The 14,332-nt window shown below is 57.1% G+C and carries 15 protein-coding genes; 8 read left to right on the top strand and 7 right to left on the bottom strand.

Going from position 1 to position 14,332, the window contains the following annotated elements:
• Positions 1-63: 63 nt before the first annotated feature.
• Positions 64-2,754 carry an aconitate hydratase AcnA gene (gene acnA / locus AC2FIC_RS08920; RefSeq protein ID WP_496692359.1) on the bottom strand — a complete coding sequence of 897 codons (2,691 nt, stop codon included), beginning with the start codon at positions 2,752-2,754 and terminating at the stop codon, positions 64-66.
• A 227-nt stretch (positions 2,755-2,981) separates the two neighbouring features.
• On the opposite strand from acnA, the gene AC2FIC_RS08925 reads away from it, so the two are divergent.
• Positions 2,982-3,683 carry a DUF1223 domain-containing protein gene (locus AC2FIC_RS08925; protein ID WP_281971901.1) on the top strand — a complete coding sequence of 234 codons (702 nt, stop codon included), beginning with the start codon at positions 2,982-2,984 and terminating at the stop codon, positions 3,681-3,683.
• Here AC2FIC_RS08925 and AC2FIC_RS08930 read toward each other — a convergent pair whose 3' ends face one another.
• The 4 genes from AC2FIC_RS08930 to purB form a co-directional block, all read right to left on the bottom strand.
• On the bottom strand, positions 3,684-4,607 hold the full coding sequence (locus tag AC2FIC_RS08930; protein WP_496692358.1) for a lysophospholipid acyltransferase family protein: 924 nt from the start codon (positions 4,605-4,607) through the stop codon (positions 3,684-3,686).
• 106 nt (positions 4,608-4,713) lie between these two features.
• On the bottom strand, positions 4,714-5,805 hold the full coding sequence (locus AC2FIC_RS08935) for a flagellar motor switch protein FliG (RefSeq protein ID WP_496692357.1): 1,092 nt from the start codon (positions 5,803-5,805) through the stop codon (positions 4,714-4,716).
• A gap of 69 nt (positions 5,806-5,874) precedes the next feature.
• Positions 5,875-6,420: a tetratricopeptide repeat protein gene (locus AC2FIC_RS08940; protein ID WP_142633104.1), complete on the bottom strand. Its 546-nt coding sequence runs from the start codon at positions 6,418-6,420 to the stop codon at positions 5,875-5,877.
• Positions 6,421-6,602: 182 nt separating this feature from the next.
• On the bottom strand, positions 6,603-7,907 hold the full coding sequence (gene purB, locus AC2FIC_RS08945) for an adenylosuccinate lyase (RefSeq protein WP_142633106.1): 1,305 nt from the start codon (positions 7,905-7,907) through the stop codon (positions 6,603-6,605).
• Between purB and AC2FIC_RS08950 the strand changes: the two genes are divergently transcribed.
• From AC2FIC_RS08950 to AC2FIC_RS08970, 5 genes are all read left to right on the top strand, one after another.
• Positions 7,898-8,329 carry a hypothetical protein gene (locus tag AC2FIC_RS08950; RefSeq protein WP_496692356.1) on the top strand — a complete coding sequence of 144 codons (432 nt, stop codon included), beginning with the start codon at positions 7,898-7,900 and terminating at the stop codon, positions 8,327-8,329. The two genes, purB and AC2FIC_RS08950, sit on opposite strands and share 10 nt — an antisense overlap.
• Entirely contained in the window at positions 8,326-8,748 is a 423-nt protein-coding gene (locus tag AC2FIC_RS08955; protein WP_496692355.1) for a DUF6314 family protein, read from the top strand. The genes AC2FIC_RS08950 and AC2FIC_RS08955 overlap by 4 nt, the downstream gene beginning before the upstream one ends.
• Positions 8,749-8,823: 75 nt before the next feature.
• Positions 8,824-9,411: a biotin transporter BioY gene (locus AC2FIC_RS08960; RefSeq protein ID WP_142633110.1), complete on the top strand. Its 588-nt coding sequence runs from the start codon at positions 8,824-8,826 to the stop codon at positions 9,409-9,411.
• 136 nt (positions 9,412-9,547) lie between these two features.
• Positions 9,548-10,105 carry a hypothetical protein gene (locus AC2FIC_RS08965; protein WP_496692354.1) on the top strand — a complete coding sequence of 186 codons (558 nt, stop codon included), beginning with the start codon at positions 9,548-9,550 and terminating at the stop codon, positions 10,103-10,105.
• A gap of 10 nt (positions 10,106-10,115) precedes the next feature.
• Positions 10,116-10,454: a hypothetical protein gene (locus AC2FIC_RS08970; protein ID WP_496692353.1), complete on the top strand. Its 339-nt coding sequence runs from the start codon at positions 10,116-10,118 to the stop codon at positions 10,452-10,454.
• 6 nt (positions 10,455-10,460) lie between these two features.
• Here the strand turns inward: AC2FIC_RS08970 and AC2FIC_RS08975 are convergent, their stop codons facing one another.
• Positions 10,461-11,675: a bifunctional alpha/beta hydrolase/OsmC family protein gene (locus tag AC2FIC_RS08975; RefSeq protein WP_496692352.1), complete on the bottom strand. Its 1,215-nt coding sequence runs from the start codon at positions 11,673-11,675 to the stop codon at positions 10,461-10,463.
• Between the two features lie 232 nt (positions 11,676-11,907).
• Here AC2FIC_RS08975 and AC2FIC_RS08980 point away from each other — a divergent pair, with 232 nt between their 5' ends.
• Complete coding sequence (locus AC2FIC_RS08980; RefSeq protein WP_496692351.1) at positions 11,908-12,090, top strand: hypothetical protein; 183 nt, start codon at positions 11,908-11,910, stop codon at positions 12,088-12,090.
• Positions 12,091-12,094: 4 nt separating this feature from the next.
• Here AC2FIC_RS08980 and dddP read toward each other — a convergent pair whose 3' ends face one another.
• On the bottom strand, positions 12,095-13,438 hold the full coding sequence (gene dddP, locus AC2FIC_RS08985; RefSeq protein WP_496692350.1) for a dimethylsulfonioproprionate lyase DddP: 1,344 nt from the start codon (positions 13,436-13,438) through the stop codon (positions 12,095-12,097).
• A 122-nt stretch (positions 13,439-13,560) separates the two neighbouring features.
• On the opposite strand from dddP, the gene AC2FIC_RS08990 reads away from it, so the two are divergent.
• A complete protein-coding gene (locus AC2FIC_RS08990) occupies positions 13,561-14,304 on the top strand; it encodes a heme-dependent oxidative N-demethylase family protein (protein ID WP_496692349.1) in 744 nt (247 codons plus the stop codon).
• Positions 14,305-14,332 lie beyond the last annotated feature (28 nt).

Here is a 14,332-nt window from a genome sequence, read left to right on the forward strand (position 1 = left end):
TGACGCAAATGGAACGTAAAAAGGGCGCCCGACCGGACGCCCTTTTTAGTTTGCTCAGAGATCTTAGTCGGCCTTGGCCAGGTTCCGCAGCACGTAATGCAGCACGCCACCGTTTTCGATATATTCGATTTCGGGCGCGGTATCGATGCGGCACTTAAGGGTTATGGTTTTCTCAGAACCGTCACCGTAGGTGATGGTGCAGGGCACCTCTTGCAGCGGCTGGATCGTATCCAGACCGTGGATCGAGACGGTTTCATCACCCTTCAAGCCCAGCGTTTTGCGCGAGTCGCCACCGGTGAATTCGAACGGTACAACGCCCATGCCAACCAGGTTCGAGCGGTGGATACGCTCAAAGCTTTCGGCGATCACCGCTTTGACACCCAGCAGAGCCGTGCCTTTGGCCGCCCAGTCGCGCGACGATCCGGCGCCGTATTGCTCGCCACCGAATACAACCAGCGGCGTGCCCTGTTCCTGATAGGCCATCGACGCGTCATAGATTGAAGTCTGCTCGCCATCGGGGCCTTTGGTGTAACCACCTTCGACGCTGTCCAGCATCTCGTTCTTGATGCGGATATTGGCAAAGGTGCCGCGCATCATGACCTCGTGGTTACCACGGCGCGACCCGTAAGAGTTGAACTCGCGCGGTTGAACCTGACGGTCGGTCAGATACTTGCCAGCCGGTGTTGTCGTGGCAAACGAGCCTGCAGGCGAGATATGGTCAGTGGTGACCATATCGCCCAGAATGGCCAGAACCTTAGCGTCTTCGATGTTCGAAATTGTGCCCGGCTCGGTCCCCATGCCCTGGAAGTAGGGCGGGTTCTGGATATAGGTCGAGGTCGGTGGCCAGTCATAGGTTTCGGCATCGGTGGTATCGACCGCTTGCCATTTCTCGTCGCCTTTGAAGACGTCTGCATATTTCGACAGGAACGCCTCACGGGTGACCGTCTGTTCGACCAATTCCGCAACTTCTTGCTGGGTTGGCCAGATGTCTTTCATGAAGACATCGTTGCCGTCCTTGTCCTGGCCAATCGGCTCGGACGTCAGGTCGATATCCATCGTACCGGCCAGCGCATAGACCACGACCAGCGGCGGTGAGGCCAGATAGTTGGCGCGGACGTCCGGGCTGATACGGCCTTCGAAGTTGCGGTTACCCGACAAGACCGACGTGGCTACCAAATCGCCCTCGGCAATCGCCTCAGAGAGCTCTTTCTGGATCGGACCCGAGTTGCCGATACAGGTCGTGCAGCCATACCCAACAAGGTTAAACCCGATCTTGTCCAGATCTTCCTGCAGGCCAGCGGCCTCAAGATAGGCAGATACAACCTGCGATCCCGGTGCCAGCGAGGTCTTGACCCAGGGCTGACGGTTCAGGCCCAAGGCCGCGGCTTTGCGGGCCACCAGACCAGCGCCGATCATCACATATGGGTTCGAGGTGTTGGTGCAGGAGGTGATCGATGCGATCACAACTTTACCGGATTCTAGGGTATAGTCTTCGCCTTTGACGGCGACTTCCTTGCCCATGGGTCGCTTGAACGTATCGGCCATTTCCCTGGTGAACGCCGCCTTGGCACCGGTCAGAGCAACATAATCCTGGGGTCGCTTCGGGCCCGAGATCGCGGGAACGATGGTGCGCATGTCCAGCGACAGGGTGTCGGTGTAGATCGGCGCGTAATCTGCGTCGCGCCAGAAGCCGTTTTCCTTGGCATAGGCTTCGACCAGCGCGATGCGATCTTCGTCACGACCGGTGTTACGCAGATAGCGCAGCGTTTCACCGTCAATCGGGAAGAAACCACATGTCGCGCCGTATTCCGGGGCCATGTTGGCAATGGTTGCCCGGTCGGCCAGCGGCAGACGGTCCAGACCTTCGCCGAAGAATTCGACGAATTTGCCCACAACACCCTTTGCGCGCAGCATTTCGACGACCTTCAGAACCAGATCGGTGCCGGTGGTGCCTTCAACCAGATCTCCGGTCAGCTCAAAGCCGACAACCTCGGGGATCAGCATCGAGATCGGCTGACCCAGCATAGCAGCTTCGGCCTCGATCCCGCCGACGCCCCAGCCCAGAACGGCCATGCCGTTGACCATGGTGGTGTGGCTGTCGGTGCCGACCAGCGTGTCGGGATAGGCAACCTCATCCCCGTTCTGATCCGTGTCGGTCCAGACGGTCTGCGCCAGATATTCCAGGTTCACCTGGTGACAGATCCCGGTTCCGGGGGGCACAACGCGGAAGTTGTTGAAGGCACCCTGACCCCATTTCAGGAACTGATACCGTTCCATGTTGCGTTCGTATTCGCGGTCAACGTTCATCTGGAACGCGCGCGGGTTGCCGAATTCGTCAATCATGACCGAGTGGTCGATGACCAGATCAACGGGGTTCAACGGGTTGATCTTCTGCGCGTCGCCGCCCAGAGCCTTGATACCATCGCGCATGGCGGCCAGATCGACCACTGCCGGAACGCCGGTGAAATCCTGCATCAACACGCGGGCAGGGCGATAGGCGATCTCGCGGGGGTTCTTGCCACCTTTGGCGCCCCATTCGGCAAACGCCTTGATGTCGTCGACCGAGACGGAAAATCCGTCATCTTCGAACCGCAACATGTTTTCCAACACCACCTTCAGGGCGGCGGGCAGTTTCGAGAAATCACCCAGGCCGGCCTCTTGCGCGGCGGGGATCGAGTAATACGAGATGGACTTGCCATTCACGCTCAGGCTGCGGCGTGTCTTGGCGGTATCCTGTCCGACTTTGATGGGCATCTGTGGCCTCCCTCTCAAATGACGTGGAATATGGGATTCGCTGAGGGCTATCTGCATCACCCAAGCGCGCGGTTCAAGGTCCAACAGACCAGGTGCGGCAATTTTTGTATACCATTGCACACATTTTTGCGAAAACCTTGTGTCACCGGTCTCAAGAAACCTTGATTGGTGCTTGATCAGCGTTCCGTCTAAACCAGTAATGCACCCCATGAAACCCGAGAGCAAACATGTTCAAATCTGCAACCGCAACCGCGTTGGCATCCCTGTTCCTGGCTACTTCGGCCATTGCAGAAAGCGGACCCGTAGTGGTGGAGCTGTTCACCTCGCAGGGATGTTCGTCCTGCCCCCCGGCTGACCGGATCATGCACGATCTGGCCAATCGGGATGACGTCATCGGGTTGGCGTTGCATGTAGATTATTGGGACTATATCGGATGGGAGGATGAATATGCCGACCCCACCCATACTGAGCGTCAGCGCAGCTATGCCGGAAATTCCGGGCGTACGGTGATCTATACGCCTCAGATGGTAGTTAATGGTCAGCAGGATATTGTAGGGGCAGATACGGCAAAGCTGGATTACCTGATCGGCGACCATTCCAAGGCCGCTCCGCTGGCGTCGGTTTCGGCCTCGCGTACAGGAGATAACGTAACTGTCGACGTTTCCTCGATCAGTTTGCCACCGGATCAGGTCTATGACATCCGGGTGGTGCAATACACGCCAATGCGCCATGCTTCGATCCGGCGCGGAGAGTTGGCCGGACAAGAACTGGATTATGCCAATGTGGTCGAGGCCTGGACAGTAGCCGGGCAATGGGACGGGACAGCGCCTAAGACCTATAAGGTATCTTTGACGTCAGGTTTGCCGGCCGTTGTGTTGGTGCAAGGGGTTGGCCATGGGCCGATTATTGCGGCAGCACGCGTTCGCTGATCAGGGCATGTCTTTGGCTTGGACGCCTAGCCCGTTCCAGGTTTTCCAGCGACGATGAATCCAGAACCACTGACCCATATGCTGTCGGACAACCGCCTCGAGGTCATCATTGGTGAACTGGGTCATCGTCTTTGGATCCGTATGTGGGACCGGTTCGTGCAGGATGATTTCGAAATCAACCCCATTGGGCTGACGCACTGCATAGCACGGAATCAGGACGGCTTTGTATTTCATGGCCAGTTCAGCATTCAAAACCGACGTCACGGCCGGTTTGCCGAAAAAAGTCAGCTCTTCCCCGCCATGTGCGTGCAGGTCTGACACAATAGCGATGATCCCGCCTTTTTTGAGCGTCCGCACCATTTCGACCATCCCGCGACGGCCTTGTTCGAACATCGGGGCGCCGGTTTTGTAGAACGCATCGACATACATGTCGTTGAAGTAGGGGTTCGCCATTCGACGGTAGAGGCAGCCAATAGGCTGACCGCTGCGTTCTTGAAGGGCGATACGCGCGGCCAGGTAATGGCCGAAATGCGCAGTGATCATCATCACTGGTCGCCCTTCTGCCAAGGCGGAATCAAAGGCAGCAAGGCCCGTACCCGTGACTTTGGCAAAGCGTTGGCGTTCTGTGAAATCCTTGGGCGAGAAGTGCTCCATGATCGCGCGTCCGGCGTTGTCAGGAACGGCCTTGCAGATGCGTTTCACTTCGGATTCAGTCAGGTCCGGGCAGGTGAGTTTCAGATTGCTGCGTACTCTTTTCGAGAACCCGACCAACGGTGCAAGGTTTCTCGCTATGGCGCCCATTGTGGCAATGCGTGTCTCATAGGGCAGCAACCGTAACGCTTTGATAACGCCTTTCAGGAACATGCCGGATACATAGTATTTGCCAAGCTCGGACCTGCTTAGTTCAGACTTTTCAACGGGCATCAGAAGGTCTCGGCGTCTGTTGTGAATTGCCGGGTCAGACATACAAGCCGATCGCGGTAACCACAAGCTTTCTGCTCGGCCAGAGATTTAGGCGCGCTTTCTCTCTTTATTCGTCGCCGTCATCATCCCGGAGCGTGATGGTTCCCTCATCGACAAGTGTCCGGATGGCGCCAATGATCTGGGTCATCGCCTCCTCTGCATCGGGTTGTTTGATTTTTCCGACCTCATCCATTTCTTCGCGCAGGTTTTCGGCCATACGCGACGACATGTTGGACAACAGGTAGTCAACCGATGCCCTGTCTCCTTCCGTTTCTGCACCGGCGAGCGCTGTAACCAGGACGGGTTGTTCCACACCGCGTAGAATGGTCGGTACATCGCGGGGCAGAATGCGAGACGGAATATGGGCGAAGGTAAAAATGGATTGGCGAACTATGGTGGCAAAATCGGCGTCTTCTTCTTCTAATGCGCTCAGCAGGCCGTCCCGGGTCGAGGCAGCGGACTGATTCAGTATCGCGCCAACGCGGGCACCCGGTCCGTCGGCAAACGCTGTGGCAGGGCGCTGATCCATCTGAGCCGCCAGCGACCATCCGATCCGCTCGACGGCCTCTGGGCTGACATTTGCTGTTTTCGAAACCGCATAGGTAATACGCCGAGCAACTGGGCCGGGAAGGTGCCCTAGCAGTTGCGCAGCTTTGGCGGTTTCAAGTTTCGATAGCATCACGGCCGCAATCTCAGTGCTTTCGGCCTGCGCCATTTCGGCCAGATCTTCTGTAGGGATCTCTCGCAATCGCTGCCAAGGATCGCCGATCTGGCGTATGCCGGCCACTTTACGCAAACGCGCCGCAGTTGCCGGGGCGATTTTGCCGTTCACCACATCCAAAGCGCCCGCCAGACCATGTGGAAAGGACAGGCCAACACTGTCCAGCGCATCTGCAAATTCACCGGCAACAGCGTCCAAGGTAACCCGGTCGACAAGGCCCATTTTGCCCAGTTGGTGGGTTAGCTTTTCCTGTAAATCGTCGGGGAGCTCTTCCAGCGGAATGTCCGCCCCATCATTCAGCAAGAGACGCACAACCACCGCCGCTTTTTGTCGGCTGCTGAGGCTGCGGGCCACCAAGCGAAGGTCGTCATCGTTTTCTTTGGCCAGCTGGGCAGAAGCCCCCGGGGCCACCTGTACCAATGTGTTTGTGTTCTGCATCTGCCTGCGGTGCCAAAGTTCCTGTTCCACAGGCAGATTACAGAGAGTCGGGTAAAGAAAGGCTGAAGCTTAGTAGTTGTAGGTCAGTCCGGTGCGGATCGCCTCGCGCAGGGAAACCTCTGCCCAGGTTCCTTCGCCGCCGCGCGCCTTGATTTCACGCCACTGAGCAATCGCCAGATCGGTTTTGCCCTCGGCAACAAAGCCTTGCGCCATATAGGAACGTGCCAGGATATTGTCGGGATTTGCGTTAATTGCACCTTCATAGAACAGGTTCGCCAGTTCCAGCTTGCCCATCTTCCGATAGGTAAAGCCCCAATAGGTCATGACGCGATCGTCATTTTGGTCCATCACGCGCAGCACGCCTTGGGCGTTTTTGAACTGCCCGTCATAGGCCAGTTCACGCACGGCGTGGTACAGCTGATCCTGAGTGAAATTGGTGTTGCTGGGCTTTACGCATTTGCCCGCGGCCTCATCATAGACCCGTCCGAACAGACATTTCTTGGTGGTGTTTGTTGTTTTTGGCGGCGTCGATCCCCCGCCGCCACCTGCGGCATGAACCATGGGGGCAAATGTAAGGGCCTGAATTGCAATAACCGAAGCTAGGATGAGGCGCATAATTGGTCTCCGTTCGTAGGGCTGCTCAGAATAAGCATAGCGCGTTCTATACAAAAGCTAACAACTGATCGCGCGAATTTATTCACAAGTTAGAAAGCGGGAATGATCCTGCCGTGATCAAGCAAAGAAAAACCCGCACAAAAATTTTGTGCGGGTCAGTATTGCAGAGTCTTTACGAAATTTTACTCGCCAAACACCCGGGCAAAGATCGTATCGACATGTTTGGTGTGATAGCCGAGATCGAATTTCTCTTCGATCTCCTCCTTGCTCAACGCGGCGGTCACGTCAGTATCCGCCAGAAGTTCTTCTTTGAAGTCTGTGCGGTGTTCCCAGACCTTCAACGCGTTGCGTTGAACCATAGCATAAGCCTCTTCCCGGCTGACCCCTGCCTGCGTCAGCGCCAGCAGAACCCGCTGGCTCATCACTAGACCGGGGAACTTGTTCATGTTCTCCATCATGTTCTCGGGGAAGATCAGCATTTTGTCGATCACGCCCGTCAGTCGAGCCAGAGCAAAATCCAGTGTGATCGTGGCGTCCGGCCCAATCATGCGTTCCACCGAGGAGTGTGAGATGTCGCGTTCGTGCCAGAGCGCCACATTCTCCATCGCCGGGATCACCGCCGCGCGCACCATGCGCGCCAGCCCGGTCAGGTTCTCGGTCAGTACAGGGTTCTTCTTGTGCGGCATCGCCGACGACCCTTTCTGCCCCATCGAGAAGAACTCGGCCCCCTCAAGAACCTCGGTCCGCTGCATGTGACGGATTTCAATGGCAACGTTTTCGATGCTGCTGGCGATCACGCCCAACGTGGCAAAGAACGCGGCATGGCGGTCGCGGGGGATGACCTGCGTGCTGATCGGTTCGGGCACCAGTCCCAGCTTGTCGCAGACATGCTCTTCGACCTGAGGGTCGATATTGGCAAAGGTGCCGACCGCGCCGCTGATCGCACCTGTTGCAATCTCGGCCCGTGCGTCGCGCATGCGGGATAGGTTGCGATCCATCTCGGCATAAAAGCGCGCGAATGTCAGGCCCATTGTGGTGGGCTCGGCGTGGATGCCGTGGCTGCGGCCGATGCGGACAGTGTCCTTATGTTCGATCGCGCGGCGTTTCAGAGCGGCCAGCAAACCTTCGAGGTCGGCGATCAGGATGTCGGCAGCGCGGGTCAGCTGAACGTTGAAACAGGTATCCAGCACGTCCGAGCTGGTCATGCCCTGATGCACGAAACGCGCTTCATCACTGCCGACATGCTCGGCCAAATGGGTCAGAAAAGCGATGACATCGTGTTTGGTGACGGCCTCAATCTCATCAATGCGGGCCACATCGAATTCCACATCCTTTGCCTTCCACACGGCATCGGCGTTTTCACGCGGTATCACGCCCAGATCGGCCATGGCGTCACAGGCATGGGCCTCGATCTCGTACCAGATGCGGAACTTCGTCTCGGGCGACCAGATGGCGACCATGTCGGGGCGGGAATAACGTGGAATCATTGGCAGCGGCACCTTTTTATGATTTGGCAGAGGTCGTTGCGGCGCGGTTTAAACCCAGCCGCCCTACGGAACAAGGCGCGAGTGCGGTGATGAGACGGTTTGCCCTGATTTTATCCCTTTGGCCTGGTGTTGCGGCAGCGACAGAGTTCTGGCCGCTGACGGGTGATGAAATTGCCGAAGCCTTGTCGGGCAAAAAACTAACTTATGGCGACGGCATCTGGCAAACATTCGACCAAAGCGGGGTGACCCATTATTTTTCGGGTCGTCCCAGCACCGGAAAGTGGGCCGTGCAGGGCGATCAGTATTGCTCGGTTTGGCCGCCTTCGGATATCTGGGCGTGTTACGATGTTCTGCAAAGCGGTGTCATCATTCGATTTATTGACGACGCAGGCGAGATCACAGACGGGTATTATCCCGAATGACCTTTCCAAACGAACTGACCGACTTCGAAGGGGACTGGAGCCTGTCACGCACCATTCGGGATGCGCGGGCCGGGCAGGTGGTTTTGGCCGATGGCTCTGCGCGATTCATCAGGTCCAAAGACGGTCTGATCTATGACGAGACGGTAACTCTGCGCATTCCGGGCCAGCCCGAAATGATGGGAACGCGCCGCTACCTGTGGCACGACAAGGGCGAAAGCGTTGCGGTGCATTTTGATGACGGGCGCTATTTTCACACGCTCAGGCTGGGTGTGACGCAGGCTGCGGACCATCATAATTGCTCGCCAGACAGCTATGACGCAGTCTATGATTTCTCAGGCTGGCCCTGCTGGAGCGTCCGTTGGACCGTGTCCGGCCCCCGGAAATCATACGAAATGAATACGGAATACATGCTGCGGTAGCGTAATCATCTTGCAGATGCGGCGCTGACAGGGCATTCCTGTTGCAGAATCTCGGTCCGTTTAGGGAGAAACAACATGAATGCGAACGTATTGGCCAATGCATTTGGCCCACGTGAAGGGACGGCGCTGCGCGTCAAACAGGTGGTTTTGGTTGCTTTGGGCATCGTTGCCTTGGCCGTCGCCGCCAAGATCAAAGTGCCGATGTGGCCGGTTCCAATCACCATGGGTACATTTGCGGTTCTGACTATCGGCACCGCCTATGGCGCACGGCTGGGTCTGGTAACCATGATGGGCTATCTGCTGATCGGCGCGCTGGGCTTTGACGTGTTCGCGGGCTCTTCGGCTGAAAAATTCGGCCTTACTTACATGATGGGTGGCACAGGCGGCTACCTGGTCGGATATGTGCTGGCAACCCTGATGCTGGGTACGCTGGCCGCGCGCGGCTGGGACCGTTCGGTCGTGAAAATGGCGCTGGCGCTGGTACTGGCCAACGTTCTGATCTATGTCCCCGGCCTGCTGTGGCTGGGCCAGCTCTATGGCTGGGACCAGCCGATCCTGGCATGGGGCCTGACACCATTCCTGGTGGGTGATGCGATCAAGCTCGCGCTGGCCGCGCTGCTGATCCCTGGCCTGTGGAAGCTGGTGGGCGACGCCCGCACCTAAACCACAGTCAACCTGGTTGACATGAACCGCGCCCGGAGCGATCCCGGCGCGGTTTTTTGTTGCGCCAACAAGAGGCTGGACAAAACCGGTCGACACAGTTCAAGCTGTAGCAATAGAAACAACAGGTTATTCAGATATGCCTAATCTATTGAGGGCTGTAACCCTTTCCTGCGCGGTTGTTTGCGCCGGGGCAGGGAGTGCAAAAGCCGAAACACCGATCACCTATACTGATGAAGGGCGCGCCTTGTTCAGCTTTGCGGTACCAGATTTTTGGTCGGTTCGTACTGGCGGCCCGCGTGAGGTCGATGACACCGAGCTGAACGATCCCCGCGCGGTTGCCCGGGTCATGGGGATCAAACCGGTAACGGATGACAGCGTATGGATTGGATTTGTCTCGCCATCTGGTGTGTCATCCATCGACGGTGGCCTGCGATACCTTCAGGATATCGACAAGTTTCTGGTCAAAGATCCGATCGTTTCGGAAACAGTCGCAACCCGGATCGGAGGTCTGCCAGCGCGGGTTATCCGCGGTACCGGCACCCGTGATCGGCGGGGGATAAATTTCACGGCCACAGTGATTGACTTGCCGCGTGATCGCGTGGCTGTCGCAGTGGCCGTATTAAGAGACGGCGCCGATCCTGGCTATGTGGACGACCTGAATGCCGTATTCGCGTCATTCCGGTCGCTTCAGTGAGGAGGTTTGGATGACTCGTAAGCTGATGAAACGGTCGATCGCCACGCTGGTATTCGGTTTGACCAGTATCACCTTGTCTGCCTGCGACGGCGTGACGGTTGGTGTGGGATACGGATATGATCCGTTCTATGACTCGATGCTTTGGAACGACTACTATCACGACGTTGATGTGGACATTGATGTAGATCGTCCACCGCAGGGTAAGCCTCCGGTCAAACCCAAACCTCCGGTCACCAAGCCCCCGGCGCGCCCACGCCCCCCTGTCGCCAAACCCCCGGCACGTCCACCGGTTGCCCGGCCACCAGTTGCCCGGCCGCCTATTCACCGCCCGTCACCGCGGCGGCGCTGATGCGGATCACGACAGCAATTCCGTCGTGATTTTCGCTGTTCCTTCAAGTGTCCTGTGAACAGGGCACTTGTCGGCGATTTCAAGCAGACGTGCGCGCTGATCCTGATCCAAGGGGCCCTCGAGCCGGATTTTGCGGCGGAACAGATCGACCTTGTTGTCTGTGATCAGACCCGCATCCTGTGCGTGGACCTTGTTATGGCAAACATCGACAGTGATGCCTGTTAGTGGCCAGCCCTTGCGCCGCGCATACATCCGGATTGTCATCGAAGTACAGGCTCCAAGACCCGATGACACAAAGCCATAGGGCGACATACCGCGGTCGGTGCCTCCATATGAGGCCGGTTCGTCTGCTACAACATGATGCTTGGGGCCGGACTGAATGTCTTGCTGGAATCCGTTGGGATCGGCCTCAGTCACCCGCACTACGCCTTCGGGCGCACCCGGTGGTGGGGCAGGCGGGCGCAGCACCACATAGCGCGTAACCCAAGCCGCTATTACATCTGCAGCATATTCCGCATCCGCCGCGCGTGTAATCAGGTGATCAGCGTCGTCCAGCGTCACGAAGCTTTTGGGATGTTTGGCTGCCAGAAAGATCGCGCTTGCATTGTCGATACTAACCGTTTCGTCGCGTGGCGCATGAAGTATCAGCAGCGCGGCCTTCAAATCCGCAATCGCAGGGGTTAGCGCGGATTGGGCGATATCTTCGACGAACGCTTTGCCAATACGGAACGGGCGACCACCCAAAGTTACCTCGGCCGATCCCTCTTGTTGGATTTCCGACAGTGCGGCGTCGAAATGGTGCGAGACATGCCCTGGATCGGCAGGTGCGCCCAGCGTCACAACGGCCTTAACACTCGAAATACCAGCTCGGGCGCGCAGAACCGCTGCCCCTCCGAGAGAATGCCCGACCAGCAGAGACGGGGACATGTTCCGTCCAGCCAGATACCGTGAGGCGGCAATCAGATCCTCAACATTCGAGGTGAAGGTGGTGTTTGCAAATTCGCCGTCTGAATGACCCAAGCCTGTGAAATCAAACCGCAATACCGCGATACCCATCGCTGCCAGACGGGCTGCGATCCTGCGCGCGGCCGGGATATCTTTTGAACAGGTAAAGCAATGGGCAAACAATGCCGTAGCAAGGACAGGCCCGTCCGGCAGGTCGAGGCGTGCAGCCAGTTGGTGGCCGTCGTGACCGGCAAAGGTGATGCGTTCGGTGGGCATGGCAGTTCCTTACGTCATGAGGTGCCTCAATATTGTGGCTGCCAGCGAGGGGTCTCAACCCCTATGTAAGAAGCGTCACGGGAAGGTGAGACTGGGTCAGGGGCCGGCGGAGCTCTGGTGCGATAGATTGCATCAACTTTTGTGATGCATTCCCAATCAAACATTCACTTTAATAAAGCGAACGCCACCCTCATCTTGAGCCTGTCGAACACAACCAGCCACGGAGGCAACAATGGTACATCTCACTTCTCAGCCACATGGCACAAATCTTCGAGTAGATTTACTGATCGCTATCGCCGTAACTGCGGTCGTCAGTTTTGCCGCGGGTCAGAACTGGACACAGCCGACATCTTTTGCCAGCACCGAAATCGAGGACTGGCATGGGAACGTCAAACGGTCAAACTGGCCGAACTGAAGGGTCAGGCCAGCCCCATAAGCTGTGGGTCAAAGGGATAGGTGGACAGGTTTTCATACCCATCCTCAGTGATCAGAACCTGATCTTCGAGTTTGATTGAGAAATCTCCACCTACCTCGCCAACCGCAGCTTCGACGCATAGAACCATGCCCGGTTCCAGCGGATAATCATAAGCGCCGGCGACGGCCTTGTCCGGATAGGCGACCAGAGGCCACTCGTCACACAGGCCAACGCCGTGCATCAGGCAGCCGTATTTCTGGTCCTGAAACTTGCTATCCAACCTATGGCTGTTGGCGGTCAGTTCAGGGATCATAACGCCGGGTTTCAGCATCTCCATATTTGTCATGATATGCTCATGCGCGTGCTGCATGGCATAGACCATATCCGGGCGGGGTTTCTCGTCCCCGATCCACCAAGTGCGCGAGATATCGATGCAGATGCCGTAAGACCCGATCAAATCGGTATCGAAGGCGATGATTTCATTCTTTTGCGTGATCCGGGGACCACATTCCTGAAACCAAGGGTTGGTGCGCGGGCCTGACGCCAGCAGACGGGTTTCGATCCACTCACCCCCTCGCCGGATGTTTTCGGCATGCAGAATGGCCCAAATGTCGTCTTCCGAGGTTCTTCCGTTTCCCACATTGGCGCGAGCGAATGCCTCCATCTCGGCGACCGAGGTCTCGCAGGCGTGATTGGCACAACGCATCGCCAGAATTTCGTCCGGGCCTTTCACGGCGCGGGACTTTTCAGTGACTTCCTCGCCTTCCATGATCTCGAACCCCTGGGCCTCAAGGGCGCGCAAACCGTGCAGCATGATCTTGTCCACAGCCAGCCGCTTGTTACCGCCGCCATGCGCATCAATCAGCGCCCGCATTTCGTTCGAGAGTACATCCGCGGCAACATCGACCTTGTCGCCGCGATCGAAATAGAACAGGTCGGCGCCCGACCGCTGTTCCTTCACTAATGGGTTGAATTGGCTTAGAAAAGGTGAGTTTTTATAGTCCCAGATCACCATATACCCGTCGGCACATAACAGCACTGCGCGGAAGGGGTTATGCGTGTTCCAGAGCTGCATGTTGGTGCTGTCTGTGGCGTATCGAATGTTCAGAGGATCAAACATCAACAAGCCACCATAGCCACGATCAACGATGGCCTTGGTCAGACGTTTCCACCTATACTCACGCATCCTCTCAAGGTTCGGCAAGGACAGGCCGGCGGCTTCCCATTCGGCGAAGGCCAGCTGTGTGGGACCGATCTCGATCCGGTCCAAATCATTGGGAGTGCCGTCCCCAAGCGCTGTGCCTTTGGTGGGGTCGATCTTGCGGATATCTCTATGGTGACGGTTCATAGTAGCCCTCCCTGCCTGTCTATCGAGCGTGAAGAAGCATTCTTTCAGCGTCTTGATAATTTGCGACCGCCATCCGTCGCTTTTTGACCGACAAGTCGAAGTACCGATGTTAGGTCGGGCTCATGACGACCATTTTGCAGACCTCTACTCCCTATGATCCTTTGAAACCCCGCCCGCTGCCGGGTATTCAGCCCGCCAGTATGGAAACTTGGTTGCATCAGGACGAAGCGTTCGCGGCCCAGATGGAATATCGGGAAGCGTTGCTGAAAGAGCGTCACGCTGATGTTCTTGCGCTGGCGCCCGAAGCCGAACCCGCCGCACAAGAAGTCTTGGACCTGGTGTTGCAATATGCGTATCCCGGATGCTCAGACCTCGTCACGAGAGCCGATGGGCAGAAGGTCCAGATTGATCGGCAGGCCCCAATGGAAACCCTTTGCAGACTGGTGCAGGAGGATATCTGTATCTTGCAAAAGCAAGGGGACGAACATGTTTTGACTGGCGCGGTTTTGTGTTTTCCAGCCAGTTGGCGACTGTCAGAAAAATTAATGCGTCCCCTGATCGACATCCATGTACCGGTCAACAGCTACGACGAAAGCATCGCGCGCCGTGTCCAGCGGTTGTTTGATGGAATTCAGCCCGATAAGCCGCTCTGGCGGTTTAATGCGCTGTGGTATGAGGATGCCGATCTGCATCAGCCTCGAAGCGCTACAGAACCGCGCGAGGTCAGTTCACCCGGAGCCGCGTGCTATTTGCGCAGCGAGCGGCAAACATTGTTGCGGCTGCCGAAAACGCGGGCTGTGGTTTTTTCGATCCACACCTATGTTCTTGAGGCTGGAAGCCTTCGCCAAAAAGAAAACCCCACCTGACGGCGGGGCTTCCTAGGAGGGTCTTATT

Source organism: Ruegeria sp. CDSC079 (genome assembly GCF_059610505.1).